This is a genomic window from Flavobacterium alvei (genome assembly GCF_002920895.1).
GTDB classification, from domain to species: domain Bacteria; phylum Bacteroidota; class Bacteroidia; order Flavobacteriales; family Flavobacteriaceae; genus Flavobacterium; species Flavobacterium alvei.
The window spans coordinates 20,207-36,472 of record NZ_PQVG01000002.1 but is presented as its reverse complement, the minus strand read 5'-3'; the positions used below and the strand labels follow the sequence as shown (position 1 = coordinate 36,472).

15 protein-coding genes are annotated in these 16,266 nt (G+C 34.4%); 6 read left to right on the top strand and 9 right to left on the bottom strand.

What is annotated here, in order from left to right:
* The first annotated feature begins 114 nt into the window (after nt 1-114).
* The gene (locus C3L50_RS03300) at nt 115-945 is read left to right on the top strand and encodes a universal stress protein (protein WP_103804729.1); all 831 of its coding nucleotides are present in this window, start codon (nt 115-117) and stop codon (nt 943-945) included.
* Nucleotides 946-1,013: 68 nt separating this feature from the next.
* Here the strand turns inward: C3L50_RS03300 and dnaN are convergent, their stop codons facing one another.
* The 6 genes from dnaN to C3L50_RS03270 all read right to left on the bottom strand — a co-directional run bounded on the left by dnaN (nt 1,014) and on the right by C3L50_RS03270 (nt 6,238).
* Nucleotides 1,014-2,132: a DNA polymerase III subunit beta gene (gene dnaN / locus C3L50_RS03295; protein ID WP_103804728.1), complete on the bottom strand. Its 1,119-nt coding sequence runs from the start codon at nt 2,130-2,132 to the stop codon at nt 1,014-1,016.
* Between the two features lie 104 nt (nt 2,133-2,236).
* Complete coding sequence (gene gldG, locus C3L50_RS03290) at nt 2,237-3,922, bottom strand: gliding motility-associated ABC transporter substrate-binding protein GldG (protein WP_103804727.1); 1,686 nt, start codon at nt 3,920-3,922, stop codon at nt 2,237-2,239.
* A complete protein-coding gene (gene gldF, locus C3L50_RS03285) occupies nt 3,922-4,647 on the bottom strand; it encodes a gliding motility-associated ABC transporter permease subunit GldF (protein ID WP_103804726.1) in 726 nt (241 codons plus the stop codon). The genes gldG and gldF overlap by 1 nt, the downstream gene beginning before the upstream one ends.
* Nucleotides 4,648-4,700: 53 nt before the next feature.
* The gene (locus C3L50_RS03280; protein WP_103804725.1) at nt 4,701-4,997 is read right to left on the bottom strand and encodes a putative quinol monooxygenase; all 297 of its coding nucleotides are present in this window, start codon (nt 4,995-4,997) and stop codon (nt 4,701-4,703) included.
* Nucleotides 4,998-5,016: 19 nt separating this feature from the next.
* Entirely contained in the window at nt 5,017-5,388 is a 372-nt protein-coding gene (locus C3L50_RS03275) for a nuclear transport factor 2 family protein (protein ID WP_103804724.1), read from the bottom strand.
* A 22-nt stretch (nt 5,389-5,410) separates the two neighbouring features.
* On the bottom strand, nt 5,411-6,238 hold the full coding sequence (locus C3L50_RS03270) for an SAM hydrolase/SAM-dependent halogenase family protein (RefSeq protein WP_103804723.1): 828 nt from the start codon (nt 6,236-6,238) through the stop codon (nt 5,411-5,413).
* A 106-nt stretch (nt 6,239-6,344) separates the two neighbouring features.
* Between C3L50_RS03270 and C3L50_RS03265 the strand changes: the two genes are divergently transcribed.
* The 3 genes from C3L50_RS03265 to C3L50_RS03250 all read left to right on the top strand — a co-directional run bounded on the left by C3L50_RS03265 (nt 6,345) and on the right by C3L50_RS03250 (nt 9,699).
* Nucleotides 6,345-7,295 carry a PhoH family protein gene (locus C3L50_RS03265; protein WP_103804722.1) on the top strand — a complete coding sequence of 317 codons (951 nt, stop codon included), beginning with the start codon at nt 6,345-6,347 and terminating at the stop codon, nt 7,293-7,295.
* 509 nt (nt 7,296-7,804) lie between these two features.
* Nucleotides 7,805-8,620, top strand: coding sequence for a Cof-type HAD-IIB family hydrolase (locus C3L50_RS03255; RefSeq protein ID WP_103804720.1), 816 nt, complete (start codon nt 7,805-7,807; stop codon nt 8,618-8,620).
* A 122-nt stretch (nt 8,621-8,742) separates the two neighbouring features.
* Nucleotides 8,743-9,699 carry a phosphoribosylaminoimidazolesuccinocarboxamide synthase gene (locus C3L50_RS03250; protein ID WP_103804719.1) on the top strand — a complete coding sequence of 319 codons (957 nt, stop codon included), beginning with the start codon at nt 8,743-8,745 and terminating at the stop codon, nt 9,697-9,699.
* A gap of 135 nt (nt 9,700-9,834) precedes the next feature.
* On the opposite strand, the gene C3L50_RS03245 is transcribed toward C3L50_RS03250, so the two are convergent.
* The 3 genes from C3L50_RS03245 to C3L50_RS03235 all read right to left on the bottom strand — a co-directional run bounded on the left by C3L50_RS03245 (nt 9,835) and on the right by C3L50_RS03235 (nt 13,376).
* Nucleotides 9,835-11,160 carry an ammonium transporter gene (locus C3L50_RS03245; protein WP_103804718.1) on the bottom strand — a complete coding sequence of 442 codons (1,326 nt, stop codon included), beginning with the start codon at nt 11,158-11,160 and terminating at the stop codon, nt 9,835-9,837.
* Between the two features lie 191 nt (nt 11,161-11,351).
* A complete protein-coding gene (locus C3L50_RS03240; RefSeq protein ID WP_103804717.1) occupies nt 11,352-12,359 on the bottom strand; it encodes an aminotransferase class I/II-fold pyridoxal phosphate-dependent enzyme in 1,008 nt (335 codons plus the stop codon).
* A gap of 3 nt (nt 12,360-12,362) precedes the next feature.
* On the bottom strand, nt 12,363-13,376 hold the full coding sequence (locus tag C3L50_RS03235; protein ID WP_103804716.1) for a dipeptide epimerase: 1,014 nt from the start codon (nt 13,374-13,376) through the stop codon (nt 12,363-12,365).
* A gap of 233 nt (nt 13,377-13,609) precedes the next feature.
* On the opposite strand from C3L50_RS03235, the gene C3L50_RS03230 reads away from it, so the two are divergent.
* Both C3L50_RS03230 and C3L50_RS03225 read left to right on the top strand, forming a co-directional pair.
* On the top strand, nt 13,610-14,596 hold the full coding sequence (locus C3L50_RS03230) for a Gfo/Idh/MocA family protein (RefSeq protein WP_103804715.1): 987 nt from the start codon (nt 13,610-13,612) through the stop codon (nt 14,594-14,596).
* 89 nt (nt 14,597-14,685) lie between these two features.
* The gene (locus C3L50_RS03225; protein WP_103804714.1) at nt 14,686-16,221 is read left to right on the top strand and encodes a YifB family Mg chelatase-like AAA ATPase; all 1,536 of its coding nucleotides are present in this window, start codon (nt 14,686-14,688) and stop codon (nt 16,219-16,221) included.
* Nucleotides 16,222-16,266 lie beyond the last annotated feature (45 nt).

Here is a 16,266-nt window from a genome sequence, read left to right as displayed (position 1 = left end):
TAATGGCTTGTCTGTTTGCTTATGTTATTGATCATAAATATCTCATAATTAGCCTTGTTGATTGATTATTTATGCTTAACTTTAAAGTGTAAATTAATACTAAAAGTCATTAAAATGAAAAAGATTTTGTTTCCCACAGATTTTTCCGAAACGGCTGAGAATGCTTTTGTTCACGCTTTGGAGTTTGCAAAAATAGTGAATGGCGAACTTGTTTTGTTGCATTCGTTTGAACTTCCAGTTTATGACGCTCAATTTTTTCCTGAGAATTATGGTACTGTTTATGACTCCCTTCAATTGACTCAATTTGATATGTTTAAAGACGAAATTCCAAAGCTTCACGCTATTGCCGATGCAAGGAATCTGAATCATATTAAAATGAGCCATCGATTGATGGATGGTAATTTATTGTACAATATAAAAAATGCTATCAAGGAAGAAAATATTGATTTTATTGTGATGGGAACTTCTGGAGCTACGGGTTGGGAAGCCTTTTTCTTAGGAACTAATACTGGCAACGTTCTCACTGCTGTAGATGTACCTGTTTTAAGTATTCCTTTAGAAGCGAAATTCAAAAAAATAGAAACTATTGGTTTTACAACACGGTATCGAACTAAAGATAAAAAGGCGCTTAAAGAGGTGTTGAAAATAGCTAAAAAAACAAATGCAAAAGTAAAATGCTTGTATGTGCAAACTAATAATTCAGACGTTGATACATCAACAATAAAAGAATGGGAGGAAGATTTTCAAGGTCAACCAGTTCAGTTTTCTATCATTCCAAGTGAAGAGGTACAAGATACTATTGCCGATTTTATTTTGTTTAAAGACATTGATATATTGGCTATGCTGACATACAAAAGAAACTTTTTTGTAGAATTATTCAAACCCAGTTTAACCCAGAAATTTTCAAATAAATTGAGTATTCCAGTTTTGGCTTTGCACGAATAAAAGTATAGAACAAAAAAAAACGTCCAAATTCGTTTTGGACGTTTTTAGTATAAAAAGTGTAGTTAACTTTAATTGTTTAGCATTACAGGCATAACGAGCATTGTTACCGTTTCGCCTTCTTCTAATCCATCAACAGGAGTTAAGATTCCAGCTCTGTTTGGCAACGACATTTCAAGCATAATCATATCCGATTGTAAGTTGGTCAACATTTCAGTCAAGAAACGAGAGTTATACCCAATTTGCATATCGTCTCCTTGATAATCACAAGTCAAACGCTCTTCGGCTTTGTTAGAATAATCAATATCTTCTGCAGAAATATTCAATTCGGCTCCAGCAATTTTCAATCGAATTTGGTGTGTGGTTTTGTTAGAGAAAATCGCAACACGACGAACAGAACTCAAGAATTGAGAACGATCAATCATCAATTTGTTTGGATTTTCTTTTGGGATAACGGCTTCGTAGTTTGGATATTTACCATCAATCAAACGACACATTAAAACATAATTGTCGAAAGAAAAAGTAGCATTCGAATCGTTGTATTCGATTTTTACTTCTGCGTCCGAAGAACCCAAAATGTTTTTCAAAATAGTCAAAGGTTTCTTTGGCATAATGAAATCAGCCACTTCTGAAGCGCTTACATCCGTACGAGCATATTTTACTAATTTGTGTGCATCGGTAGCTACAAATATTAAACCTTGAGGTGAAAATTGGAAGAAAACACCAGACATTACTGGACGTAAATCATCGTTTCCAGCCGCAAAAATAGTTTTGCTGATGGCAGTTGCCAAAACATCGGCAGGAACTAAAGTTACTGATGGTTCGTCTAAGTTTACAGATTTTGGAAATTCTTCTCCTGGAGCATATGCCAAAGCATATTTTCCTGAATTAGAGCTGATTTCAATCGTGCTATTTTCTTCAACAGTGAAAGTCAAAGGTTGTTCAGGAAACGTTTTGAGGATTTCTAAAAGTAATTTTGCAGGAACAGCAACACTTCCTTTGCTTGTAGAATCGATGTCTAAGGTGGCTGACATTGTCGTTTCTAAATCGGAAGCAGAAACCGTTAATGTTTGATGATCCAATTCAAAAAGGAAATTGTCTAAAATAGGTAAAGTATTGCTACTATTGATAACATTTCCTAAAACCTGTAATTGTTTTAATAAGTACGAACTCGATACTATAAATTTCATCTGTTTTCTTTTATTGGTATATATTTTTTACTGAATTTCAAAATACGATACAGTCTACAAATATATCGTAAACTAATTTAGAATAAAAACTTTTTTTATTAACATTAGTTGGCATATTTTTTCTTCCTCAAGAACGTAAATACAATGCCAAAAAGCGCTAAAATAAGGATTGGAAGTCCGATGGTTAGGATTTGTGTCGTCGTGTAACTTTCGTAAACTTTTTCTTTATCTAACAAAGGCAAATCGAGATCTTTGCTTCGAATGTTAATAAGTCCGTTGTCGTCGAGTAAATAATTCACACAATTCATCAAGAAATCTTTGTTGTCATACAAATTTCCTGAGCGTTGGTCATAACCCAATTCCACAGGTTGAAAGTTTTTATCCAATTGGTTTTTAATCAAATCGCCGTCCGAAATTACAATTATTTTATTGGGTTTTCCAGCGGTTTGAAATGATTTTTGTTGAAATGGTAAAACCCTATTTTCGAACATCGAATGAAAAGATCCTTCGAGCAAAACCGAAAGCGGAATATAACCCGTATTCAAGTAATGATTGGGCGAAGTTTCTTCTTCAACAATATTCAAATTGATTTCTGCTGGCGAACCAATTCTCTTCGAATATAGAGAAGATTGCAATAAAACCGTTTTTTTGATTCCGTTTTTCAAAGTATCGATACCGCTGGCAAAATCGAACTTGATTCCGCCCAAGTTTTTTACAATAGGATGTTTGCTAATGGGATATACTTGTGGAGCAAATTTCCAATTGAATTCCTGATATTGAGTAGCACTTCCTTGTTCGCCAGTTGCCAGTTTTATTGGGCTTCCGTGTTCGTCTTTTACCAAATCTGGATTAATTCGAAATCCGTATTTAAAGAACATATCGTTCAAATTCAAATCTCTTGGAAAGGCCAAAGTTGCTCCCGAATCGTTATACAAACTGTCCATTTCCATATTCACTTGATCTACCAACCACAAGGTTTTTCCTCCATTGATGATGAATTGGTCTAATACTTGTTTCTCGGCATCTGTGAACGTTTCGGTTGGTTTTGCAATAATGGCCAAATCATATTTTTGCAAGGCTTCTAGGCTTCCTGTAGGGTTTTTTGCAACTGAATCTAAAGTAAATGGGCCAATGTGGTAGCTTTCTCGAACCTGCATCAAGAATTTGGCAATTTGCACATCTTGAAGTTCTCCATTTCCTTTGATAACGGCTACTTTTTTCTGTTTTTCTACGGTGATTTTGTTGATGGCATCGGCAATAGAATATTCTAAATGTTGCACCGAACCCACGACTTTTTGGGTAGTCGAAGCGCCCATAATATTTTTCAATAAAGGAATGTTAACTTCTTTGTTGTTGTAAACCGCGATTGCCCAAGGAAAAACCATTTCTTGCGATTGTTTTCCTTTGTCGTCAACGGTGATGTTTATTGGGGTTAACCCTTTTGAATACAATTCTTTAATGTTGTCCATACTTTCGTCTTCGTTTTCTAAGGGATCTACGAATTCGAAAATAATATTCTTGTTATAGGCTTGAAATTCTTCGAATAAATCTCGAGTTTCGCTTTGCAAACGCTTGAATTCAGCAGGTAAATCGCCTTGCAAATAGATTTTTACATACAACGGAGCTTTTACTTGTTTGATAATATTTAACGAAGTGGTTGAAAGCGTGTATCTTTTATCATTTGTTAAATCAAAACGATGGAAGAAATAACTGCTCATTCCGTTTAAAAACAATAGAATAGCAATGAGAATCAGTAAAGATTTTAGGTTGTTTTTCTTTGAAGTTGTCATTACGATTTAACAGATTTTAGATTATAAACAGTAAATGAGAGGAACAAAACGGTGACGCTCACAAAATAAATAACATCGCGAGTATCAATCACGCCACGGCTCATAGATTTGAAATGATCTTGCATTCCGAATGGAGCAATTAGACCTTGAAAACTCGGAATAATTGTTGCCAAACTTTCGAAACCAAAATAAAAGAAGAAACACAAAAATACCGATACAATAAAAGCCACAATTTGATTTTCGGATAGGGTAGAAGTGAAGATTCCAATCGCAGAATACCCAGCAATCAGGAATAATAATCCAAAATAAGAACCCATTGTACTGCCCATATCAATGTTGCCTTCGGGCGAACCTAAACCAGAAATAACCCAGATATAAATGAATGTTGGAATAATTGCCATAACAATCAACAGCATCGAACCCAGAAATTTTCCGTTTACGATTTGCCAAATGCTTAAGGGTTTGGTCAACAACAATTCTAATGTTCCCTGCTTTTTCTCATCCGAAAAACTACGCATTGTTACGGCTGGAATCAGGAAGATTAGAATCCACGGTGCCAACGTAAAAAACGGACTCAAATCGGCAAAACCGCTGTTCAAAATATTATATTCTCCTTCGAAAACCCAAAGGAATAACCCATTCCCAATCAGGAAAACGGCAATCACCAAATAACCAATTGGCGAACCAAAAAAGGATTTTATTTCTCTTACTACTATTGATTTCATTAAACGGTTTGTTGTTTATAGTTCATTGTTTATTGTTAAAAACTGACCACTAATTACTGCAAACTGACCAATTTATTCACGCTCCAAGCCTCAGGTTTGTCGTTGAATAACTTTTTGGTAAACGCCCAAACTTCATTAAAAAGCTCCGATTGTCTGTAATTTTCTAAGTCTTCTTCGGTTTCCCAATAACTGTACGTAAAGAAAATACATTTATTGGTCTTGTCTTGATACAGTTCCAATAAACGATTTCCTTGCGCGTTTCGTATTTTGTCTTTTATGATTTCGAAGTTTTCCAAAAAAGCAGGAATGTTTTCTTCGTGAAAGGACATTTTTACAATTCGTATGAACATTTGACTGTTGATTTAATAATTAGTTCTTTGCTTCAACAACAGCAAGATTATTTATAAGTTTCCATTCATTGTCAGTGTCTAAAACTAAAGAGTTGTATGATACGAAATGATTTTCAGGACTCTCTAAACGGAGTTTGACCATAGCAATAGTTTCGCTGTTGTCAATGCTTTCAATTTTCATTATTCTTGGGAGTCCCCCAAAAATACCATTCTTGATGTTTGATAAATATTTTTTTTTGTCAATTATTGTTACGCCTGAAGTTCCCAGAAACCCATTATTTGTTACTCTAAAATCATTATGCAATACTTTGTCTAATAAAACTGTATCACTGTTGTCGCCACCTGTCACAAAATTTATTATTGCTTGCTCTATTTTTTCTGTTGTAGTCATACATTTTTACATTAAGTTGTTTTTATCTAAAAACTATATTGATAACATCTCTATAATTCAATCCCAACAAGCTATTTGCCGAGCCAAATTTTGATGGATTACTCTTAAAAATAGCAATCTCCAGAAAACCAGCTTCGTTGAAAATAGCCAGTTTTTCGCCTTCATAATTCTTGAGAGGATATTTTTCAGAACTCGCAATTGCCGAATAATTGGGCAGAATCGTTTTGATGTTTTTGGTTCTCAAAACAATTTCATAGGGTCTTCCTTTGGCGATTTCTAAGAACTGTTTTTTTGAAATATTCGTTACCGCATTTCCAAAATGATCAATGTAAATCACATATCCTTTTATAGAACTTCCATCATTGGCGGTAACAGCCTGAAAATCGGATACTTGTTTTATTGTTTTTATTTCTTTGCCAATCACATTTAGCAAACCTCCTCTGGCAATGTGGCAAGCCACTTTTACAAAAACATCCAAATCGGTAGCATCACTTGGCAAACGGTCATGAATGTTTATGGCAACTATTTTTTGAGGAACAATTTTTTGAGTTAACATACTCAAAATCCCATTATCGGCTGCAATAAAAAAATGATCATTCCATTGCATAGCAATATGTTGGTTTTCTTTGTTCAGCTCCATATCAACCCCAATGAGATGAACAGTACCCTTCGGAAAACTCGAATAAGCGGACCCAATAATGTAACTCGCTTCTACTGTGTTGAATGCGTCAATGTAATGTGAAATATCAATAATTGAAGCCTCGGAATACTCAGATAAAATTTTCCCTTTTAAAGCGCCAACAAAGTGGTCTTTCAAGCCGTAATCGGTGGTAAGGGTAATTATTGACATAAAATTGTTTATAAATAAAAACGAAATGCAAACTTAAACTCATTAAATTTGAGAAATGCAAAGCTAATAATTATAAGCGATTTATTAATAACTAAAACTACACCATTTGAACGAAAGAATCATCGAGCTCATAGACATCGCTCCAAAGGATTTTTGGGGCGCTCAAGACACTCATCTTGAAATGATTAAAAAGTATTATCCCAAATTGAAAATTGTAGCCCGAGGAACGACTTTGAAGGCTTTTGGCGAAAAAGAAGTTTTGGATGAGTTTGAAAACCGCTTCAACCGCTTGATGCTCCATTTTACGCGTTACAACAACATCGATGATAACGTGATTGAACGTGTGCTTCAAAGTACGGTGCAGGAAGATGCAAAAGCCTTTGGTCACGACAAAATTTTGGTACACGGAGTTGGCGGAAAAATCATCAAAGCGATGACGCCCAATCAGCAATTATTGGTGGATACTATGGCCAAAAATGATATGGTTTTTGCCGTTGGCCCAGCAGGAACAGGGAAGACTTACACTGGAGTTGCTATGGCCGTAAAGGCGTTGAAAGAAAAGCAAGTCAAACGAATTATTTTAACTCGTCCAGCGGTTGAAGCAGGAGAGAATCTTGGTTTTCTTCCAGGAGATATGAAGGAAAAACTGGATCCGTATATGCAGCCTTTATACGATGCTTTGCGGGATATGTTGCCCAACGAAAAGCTAGAAGAACATATCACAAAAGGAATTATACAGATTGCACCATTAGCCTTTATGCGTGGTAGAACGTTGGATAATGCCTTTGTAATTCTGGACGAAGCCCAAAATACCACGCATTCGCAAATGAAAATGTTCTTGACTCGTATGGGAAAAAATGCCAAGTTTATGATTACTGGCGATCCCGGTCAAGTCGATTTGCCAAGACGCACAATTTCAGGATTGAAAGAGGCTATTTTGGTCTTGAAAGATGTGGAAGGAATCGGGATTATTTATCTGGATGACAAAGATATCGTTCGACATAGATTGGTCAAAAAAGTGATTGATGCGTATAAGCAAATTGAGAATCACGATTAAATTTATGAGGTATAAAGGGTATATTTTTGTTGCGATCTTTTTTATAGTATTGATTTCGATATTTTATAATATTGATTTTTACAGTTCTATAATACCAGGATGGCATACAACAATATATCCTTTTTGGGAAGTAGTTTTTTGGCTTTCGGTATTGCTAATTATGGTTGTATTGGCAATTGTAATTTTCTTGAAATTAATAAAAATCTTAATTAGTTTTTTTTTTTTTTTTTTTTTCAAAATTATAAATAACGGCTGAGCCGTTATATATTTATAGAACGATAAATATTTATAGAAATTGAATTGATTTGTAATGATATTCGACCCCAGCTGGGGTCGAATCCAATAATTGATTTTGTTTTTTTATAAATATGAAATCCCGCTAGGATTTTTTGGTCAATTAATTCTTTCGTTAAATACTGAATCTCTATGGGATTTTAAAGAGGATCTTAGAAATGAATTTTTTTCCTCCAAGTATAAATCCTTAAATTTGCCCTACACAATTATTTGATATGACTGCAGATTTTTCCAAAATAAAAGTAATAGTAAGCGATTTAGACGGAACATTACTCAACAATAAACATCAAATTTCAGAATATACAAAGGCTGTTTTTCAGCAACTTCACAACGAAAACTATCTCATTATTGTGGCTACAGGGCGTCATCATCTGGATGCGTTGCCAATAGTTGAAGATTTAGGTTGTCCCGCTTATTTAGTGACTTCCAATGGAGCGAGAATTCATTCGCCCACAAAAGAACTAATTTATTCTTTTGACATTAAAAGTGATGCCATAAAATCGATTTTGGATATGGATATCGACCCAGAGTTTACTACCGTTTTGTTTAAAGAAAAAGCTTGGCAAACCAATAAGGAAAATAAAAAGTTAAACAGTTTTCAAACCGTGATGAATTATCCGTTTGAAATTGTAGATTACAGTGTTATGGAAGATTTGAGTGCCATAAAATTATTTTTTACTCACGACAATCATTATAAATTGGTAGAGTTAAAGGATAAAATTATGAAAGTACATTCAGAGGAATTTCATTATGCTTTTAGTCTTCCGTTTTGTTTAGAATTTATGGATAAATCGGTAGATAAAAGTGTCGCTATTTCTAAAATTTTAGCAATAGAAAACTATACTTTCGAAGAATCTATTGCTTTTGGAGATGGTTTTAATGACGAAAAAATGCTTATTTCTTCAGGGAAATCCTTGATTATGGAAAATGCAGTCGAAAGTTTAAAAAGTAAATTAAAGCATTTAGAAGTGATTAATTCTAATGATAACGAAGGTGTTGCTAAATATTTGTCAGCTAATTTGTTTTCTTAATTTGATTGAAGTGTTTATTTTAAAACCTCAAATGACTTTGAAATAGAATTTTGGGTTTTCTTTGTGTTCTCTATTAATTAGTTTTAAATTTGCATTCATAAAAAATAACAACACAAAAACCAATGAGTAATACAATTACCACTACCAATTTCAATTTTCCGAATCAGAAATCAGTTTACCGAGGAAAAGTTAGAGAAGTTTACAATATCAATGACGAACTTTTGGTTATGGTTGCTACCGATAGGCTTTCGGCTTTTGACGTGGTTTTACCAAAAGGAATTCCCTATAAGGGACAAATTCTGAATCAAATTGCCACCAAATTTATGGAATTAACCCAAGATATTGTTCCCAATTGGTTAGTTGCCACTCCCGATCCAAGTGTAGCTGTTGGCCATTTGTGTACTCCTTTCAAAGTAGAAATGGTTATTCGTGGTTATGTTTCGGGTCACGCTGCACGCGAATATGCCGCAGGAAGAAGACAAGTTTGTGGCGTAACAATGGCTGAAGGTTTGAAAGAAAACGATAAATTTCCAGAACCGATTATAACTCCAACTACTAAAGCCGACAATGGTTCTCACGATGAAGATATTTCTCGTGAAGATATTTTATTAAAAGGAATTGTTAGCGAAGAAGATTATTTGGTTTTAGAAAAATATACCAGAGCTTTATTTCAACGAGGAACTGAAATTGCTGCCAGTCGTGGATTGATTTTAGTAGATACAAAATATGAATTTGGAAAAACCAAAGACGGAGTAATTGTTCTTATTGACGAAATTCATACTCCAGATTCTTCTCGTTATTTCTATTCTGAAGGGTATCAAGAAAGACAAGATAGAGGTGAAGAACAAAAACAATTATCGAAAGAATTTGTGCGTCGTTGGTTAATCGAAAATGGTTTTCAAGGGCAAGAAGGACAACAAATTCCGAATATGACCGATGAATATATTGAAACTGTTTCGGATAGATATATCGAGTTATACGAAAACATTCTAGGTGAAAAATTTGTAAAAGCTGATATTTCCAATATTAACGAACGTATAGAGAGAAATGTTTTAGGGTATTTGGAAAGTTTGAAATAACTTTTAAGAGTATTTGTGAGAATCGCAATTCATTTATTTGGATTGCGATTTTTTTTGTTAGAAAGATTTTTAAGCAAAAAAAAACACTCTAAAAACTAATTTCTAGAGTGTTTCAAAAATTAAATAAATGGTATTTTATAGGTACTCTCCGTGTTGAGAGATGTCTAATCCTAATTCTTCTTTCTCTTCAGAAACTCTTAGAGGAGTTATTTTATTCACAATAAAGAATAAAGCATAAGAAGCACAGAAAGCAAATATTGAAACGATTACTAATGCTTTTAATTGGATTAAGAACAAAGTAGCATCACCGTAGATTAAACCTTGATTGTCTCCTACAATAGCGTTTACTGATTTTGAAGCAAATACACCAGTTAATAGCATACCAACCATACCACCAACACCGTGACAAGCAAATACATCTAGGGCATCATCGATTTTTCCTTTAGGGAATTTGCTGCAAACAAGATTACTCACAATACTAGCAATGATTCCGATGGCAAGTGCAGAAGGAATTGTAACAAATCCAGCAGCAGGTGTAATGGCAACTAAACCAACAACAGCTCCGATACAAGCTCCCATTGCAGATAATTTGTGACCCAAAATTTTGTCTAAGAAAACCCAAGCCATTGCAGCAGCACCAGCAGCTACTGTAGTAGTTCCTAATGCTTGAGCAGCAAGTCCGTTAGATCCAACAGCAGAACCTGCATTGAAACCAAACCAACCAAACCATAATAAACCGGTTCCTAATAATACATAAGTAATACGTGCTGGGTTTGTTTTTTGTGTTTTTCTTTTTCCTAAGAAAATAGCTCCTGCAAGAGCAGCCCAACCAGCACTCATATGTACTACAGTTCCACCAGCGAAATCTAATACTCCCCATCCGAAGAATAATCCATCAGGATGCCAAGTCATGTGACATAATGGTGCGTAGATAAATAAGATAAACAATACCATAAACAAGATATAAGCCCAGAAACGAACACGCTCTGCAAATGCTCCTGTAATTAACGCAGGAGTGATGATAGCAAATTTCGCTTGAAATAATGCAAAAAGAATAAATGGAATTGTTGGTGCTAATTCCCAAGCTGTGGTTGAATTTACTCCATTGAAAAGTAAATTTGCGGATGGATCACCAATAAAGCCACCTATAGATGGTCCAAAACACAATCCGAATGCAATGATTACCCAAAGAACAGTTACAATAACCATAGCTATAAAGCTTTGAAGTACTGTGCTAATTACGTTCTTTTTACCTACCATTCCACCATAAAAGAATCCTAGACCTGGAGTCATTAATAGTACAAGTCCTGTAGCTGTTAACATCCAAGCAGTATCTCCTGTGTCAAGTTTTAGTTCTACTACGTGAGCTCCTAATACAGTAGATTCAGGAAACAAATAAATCGAAAACACTGATAAAACCAGAATTGTGATTAATATCACACTTAAAATAATCTTTCGCATAATTTTAGTTTTTTTAGTTATAAATTTCGATAAAAGTATAAAATCATTTCATACCCCCATAAAAAAACTTGTTTTAAGTATGATTTTTGTCAAATTTGTATTTTACCCCCCTAAATTTTATGGGTGAAAGATAAATTATTGTCAAAATTTACAATTTGTTAATGCTCTTAGAAGTAAATTTTAAGGTTTAATTAATATAATTGAGCTATCAATTGGTCTAAATCTGTTACTATATGATTGGATGTAATAACAATTCGATTCAGTTTGCCCGAAGCATTTGTATATTTGAAAGAAGTAGTGATGATTTTATTGTCAAATAAATTTTTTGAAATCAATTCATCATCAAAATAGATAATTGGATAGGAGGGATGGAAAGTGAATTTTGTTCTATTTTTAAAATGGGTATCTATATACTGTAGATTATGTTCTAATTTTTGTTTTTGCAAATGGTAAATTTCTTGTGCGTTACAATAAGTTTCCAAAAAAGCAGGATTCATTCCAGAAGCCCCAATAAAACTAGCTTGGTTTCGCATTTCGGAAATAAAAGATTGATTTCCAGCAATAAATCCGCCCGAAATCCCCATTGCTTTTCCTAAAGAAGCCACTTTAATGAAATTGATATTTTCTCTTTTGATAACGTTTAGCCATTCATTTCCAAGAATCCCGAAACTATTTGATTCATCAATTACTAATTCGATTCTTTTTTCTTTAGGAATGCTAAGTAAAATGCTTAAATCAATGGGTGTTACATATTGAGATGGAATTGCATCAGTTAAAACAGCAATTTTTGATGTGTTTTTATCAAATATTTTAGGGTTTAGCTCCCCATTGATTAAAATTGGAAAGCTTGGAGGATTTTGTAATGCTGGATGTGCATCTGGAAAATGAAACATCGCATCGGTGGTTTTCGAGAGATAGTCCACTACTAATTTTCCCGCCAACATTCCCGACGAAACGGTTAATGTGGCTTGAGAGTTAGTTTTTTTTGCCAATAATTTTTCGGCAGTTTCGTAAATAGAGAGTTTTATATTCGAATTTCTAGAACTTCCATAAGAGGATCCCCATTTTTTAATGCTTTCAAATAAAATGTTCTGAAAATCAGGATTTGTAGCGATTCCTAAAAAATTGGTTCCACCAAAGTATAAATATTCGACACCATCAATGGTTATTAATCGGTCTGGAAACTCATTTACAATCATTATTTAGGATATTAAAGTAACTCCTGTTCCGTTTAGCTCAGAATATTGGATTTTTCCATCGTGGAGTGTTATTCCTGTTGCAATATCTTCGGCCAATAATAATCCGCCATCCATATCAACAAAGTCTAATTCGGGCAATAAATGAGCAATAGCCGAAATTCCTACTGTAGATTCGGTCATACAACCTACCATTGTTTTCATTCCAAGTTTTCTGGCTTGCGAAATCATTCTTCTTGCAGGTGTTAGCCCACCACATTTTACTAATTTGACATTCACCCCGTGAAAATGATTGTAACATTTGGCTACATCTTCTTTAATAATACAGCTTTCGTCAGCAATAACAGGCAAGACAGAATTTCTGAATACAACTTTGTGACCTTCCCAATTATCAGCTTTTAGGGGTTGTTCTAAGAATTCTACACCTAGTTTTTTGAGTTCGACAGCATTATTTAATGTTTCTTCAACAGTCCATCCACAATTGGCATCAATTCTAAAAATGGCATCGGTATGTTTTCTTAATTCGGTTACAATGGCAATATCTTCTTGGGTTCCTAATTTGATTTTATAAATGGGCCATGGCAATTCCTTCATCTTTGACACCATTTTTTCGATACTGTCAATACCAATAGTATAATCGGTCATTGGGTTTTTATCTGTTGAATATCCCCATAATTCGTAGAGTTTTTTGCCTTGTTGTCGAGCATACAAATCATTATAAGCCATATCTAATGCACAAAGAGCAAACATATCTTGCTTTAATAATTGATGCGCTTTTTGCCAAAATACTTCAGGAGTTTCATCAGTCACACTTTCGATAAACGGAATTATTTTTTCTAAATTAGCCATCATCGAATCTACCGTAATTTTATAATAAGGATTTGAAGTTGCTTCGCCAAAGCCAGAATAGCCACCACTTTGTAATTCGACTATTAAGGAAGGTTGTATCGTATGAGATTCTCTTGAAATGGTAAAAGGATGTTTTAATTTAAGATTAAATGTTCTAAGTATTAATTTCATTTTTAGGACTTAAAGTTGAATAAATGTTAAATTTATAACAAAGTAAAGTATTAAATGTCGGTTTTCAAACAAAAAATACAAGTAAATTTTATTTTGAAATCAATTTTATGAAATAGAAAAAATTGCTCTATTTTAAATGCTTTTTTATCTTTTTTAGATTCTCATTTTACCAATAAAAGAAACATATAATGTATATTTGAATCTAAATCAGTTGAGTATAAATTCAAAAAAAGATGAAAGAGAATAGAAAGATTCGTTGGGGAATTATTGGTTTGGGAAATATTGCCCATCAATTTGCTAAAGATTTATTGTTGGTCGAAGATGCTGAGCTTGCAGCCGTTGCTTCTAGAGATTCTGAAAAATCAAAAGAATTTGCCAAAAAATATCAGTGCAAAAAAGCCTATTCTACCTATGATGATATTATTAATGACGATAATATTGACATTCTATATATCGCAACGCCTCACAATTCGCACGCTTCTTTGACCATAAAAGGTTTGCAAAATAACAAGCATATTCTTTGCGAAAAACCAATAGCCTTAAATTATGAAGATGCTTTGCAAATGATTCAAGCATCAAAAGCCAATACTAAATTTTTTATGGAAGCTTTCTGGACTCGATTTAATCCTTCTTTTCGAGAAGCTTTTTCAAGAATTAAAAGGGGCGAGATTGGCGAAGTGAAATACATTAATGCCGATTTTGCATTTTATGTCGAAAAATTTGGTGAGGTTGGCGATAGAAAAACCGATATGAAACTAGGCGGAGGGGCACTTTTAGATGTTGGAGTGTATCCTTTGTTTTTATGTTATATTCTGTTAGGAATTCCCACCGAAATAGTAGCAAAATCAAATTTTCATACATCAGGAGCCGATTTGCAAACTTCCATGATTTTGCAATACGAAAATGCTCAAGCCATTTTGCATTCGAGTTTTGTATCGACTTCCAATATAAAAGCAACTATAAATGGTACCAAAGGGAGAATTAATTTGAACACAATGTGGCATGAAGCACAGTCCTATACTTTGAATATTGAAAATCATGAAGAAGAATTTCTATTGCCAACCAAAGGTAAGGGATTTACATACGAAATAGAAGAATGTCATCAGTGTATTAAAGAAAACAGAATTGAAAGTGAACTTTGGTCACACCAAAATAGTTTAGATCTTATAAAAATAGTAGATCTGGTCAAAAATCAAATCGGATTAGAATATCCTTCCTGATTAAGGAAAATACAAATTGTAACAATTCGAAAATATTTTTCATTTTGAAAGGAAATTTAGATTAAATTTAGATTTTTAATTGTACAATTATGTTAGTCAAAGTTTTTGGAAGTGCCGTTTTTGGTGTTGAAGCAACAACCATTACCGTTGAAGTCAATATAGACAAAGGAGTTGGATATCATTTAGTTGGTTTGCCCGACAATGCAATCAAAGAAAGTAGTTACCGAATTGCTGCTGCGCTAAAAAATAATGGGTATTCACTACCGGTTAAGAAAATTACCATCAATATGGCGCCTGCCGATTTGAGAAAAGAAGGATCGGCTTATGATTTGACTCTTGCCATTGGAATACTTGTGGCTTCTGGACAAATAAAAGGGGATGAAATTGACCAATATATAATTATGGGAGAACTTTCGTTAGACGGAAGTTTGCAACCCATTCGTGGCGCTTTGCCCATTGCTATTAAAGCCAAAGAAGAAGGATTTAAAGGTTTTTTTCTACCCAAACAAAATGTAAAAGAAGCCGCAATTGTTGCTGGATTAGATGTTTATGGAGTAGAAAATGTGCAAGAAGTTATTGATTTCTTCGAGGGAAAAGGCAGTTTAGAACCCACCATAATCGATACCAGAGCCGAGTTTTATAAAACCTTAGACTTTCCCGAATTCGATTTTAGCGATGTAAAAGGGCAGGAGTCTATAAAAAGATGTATGGAAATTGCCGCAGCAGGTGGTCATAACATTATTTTAATTGGTCCTCCTGGAGCAGGAAAAACAATGCTTGCCAAACGATTACCTAGTATTTTGCCTCCAATGACTTTGCGTGAAGCTCTCGAAACTACCAAGATCCATAGTGTGGCTGGTAAGTTGAAGGAAGTGGGTTTGATGAACCAAAGACCTTTCAGAAGTCCGCACCATACTATTTCGAATGTGGCACTTGTTGGAGGAGGAAGCTACCCACAACCCGGTGAAATTTCGATGGCGCACAATGGCGTTTTGTTTTTGGACGAATTGCCGGAATTCAAGCGTGAAGTTCTCGAAGTAATGCGTCAACCGCTAGAAGATAGGGAAGTGACCATTTCAAGAGCTAAGTTTACTGTGACGTATCCATCGTCATTTATGTTGGTGGCGAGTATGAATCCGAGTCCGAGTGGTTTTTTTAATGATCCCGATTCGCCACAAACGTCTTCACCACACGAAATGCAACGCTATTTAAGCAAGATTTCAGGTCCATTATTGGATAGAATTGACATTCATATTGAAGTAACACCCGTTCCTTTCGATAAATTATCAGATGATCAAAAAGCCGAAAGTAGCGTAGATATTCGAAAGCGAGTAACCTCGGCAAGAGAAATCCAATCGGAGCGTTTTATTCAAATGGAACATATTCATTACAATGCCCAAATGAATACGAAACACATTCGAGAATATTGTGCTCTCGACGAAGATTCTAAACAATTATTAAAAACCGCAATGGAACGCCTAAATCTTTCAGCTCGTGCTTATGACAGAATCCTGAAAGTTGCCCGAACCATAGCCGACTTAGAAGCCGCTCCAAAAGTTATTTCTTCCCACATTGCCGAAGCAATTCAGTATCGAAGTTTGGATCGTGATGGATGGTTGGGGTAGTTTCAGATTATATGTTCCGCAAAGTCTCCGACTTTGAGGTAGTGA

What these genes read in the sequence shown, in the direction of transcription:
- C3L50_RS03300 (WP_103804729.1), top strand. Translation starts at nt 115, where the DNA reads ATGAAAAAGATTTTGTTTCCCACAGATTTTTCCGAAACGGCTGAGAAT.
- dnaN (WP_103804728.1), bottom strand. Translation starts at nt 2,132, where the DNA reads ATGAAATTTATAGTATCGAGTTCGTACTTATTAAAACAATTACAGGTT.
- gldG (WP_103804727.1), bottom strand. Translation starts at nt 3,922, where the DNA reads ATGACAACTTCAAAGAAAAACAACCTAAAATCTTTACTGATTCTCATT.
- gldF (WP_103804726.1), bottom strand. Translation starts at nt 4,647, where the DNA reads ATGAAATCAATAGTAGTAAGAGAAATAAAATCCTTTTTTGGTTCGCCA.
- C3L50_RS03280 (WP_103804725.1), bottom strand. Translation starts at nt 4,997, where the DNA reads ATGTTCATACGAATTGTAAAAATGTCCTTTCACGAAGAAAACATTCCT.
- C3L50_RS03275 (WP_103804724.1), bottom strand. Translation starts at nt 5,388, where the DNA reads ATGACTACAACAGAAAAAATAGAGCAAGCAATAATAAATTTTGTGACA.
- C3L50_RS03270 (WP_103804723.1), bottom strand. Translation starts at nt 6,238, where the DNA reads ATGTCAATAATTACCCTTACCACCGATTACGGCTTGAAAGACCACTTT.
- C3L50_RS03255 (WP_103804720.1), top strand. Translation starts at nt 7,805, where the DNA reads ATGACTGCAGATTTTTCCAAAATAAAAGTAATAGTAAGCGATTTAGAC.
- C3L50_RS03250 (WP_103804719.1), top strand. Translation starts at nt 8,743, where the DNA reads ATGAGTAATACAATTACCACTACCAATTTCAATTTTCCGAATCAGAAA.
- C3L50_RS03245 (WP_103804718.1), bottom strand. Translation starts at nt 11,160, where the DNA reads ATGCGAAAGATTATTTTAAGTGTGATATTAATCACAATTCTGGTTTTA.
- C3L50_RS03240 (WP_103804717.1), bottom strand. Translation starts at nt 12,359, where the DNA reads ATGATTGTAAATGAGTTTCCAGACCGATTAATAACCATTGATGGTGTC.
- C3L50_RS03235 (WP_103804716.1), bottom strand. Translation starts at nt 13,376, where the DNA reads ATGAAATTAATACTTAGAACATTTAATCTTAAATTAAAACATCCTTTT.
- C3L50_RS03230 (WP_103804715.1), top strand. Translation starts at nt 13,610, where the DNA reads ATGAAAGAGAATAGAAAGATTCGTTGGGGAATTATTGGTTTGGGAAAT.
- C3L50_RS03225 (WP_103804714.1), top strand. Translation starts at nt 14,686, where the DNA reads ATGTTAGTCAAAGTTTTTGGAAGTGCCGTTTTTGGTGTTGAAGCAACA.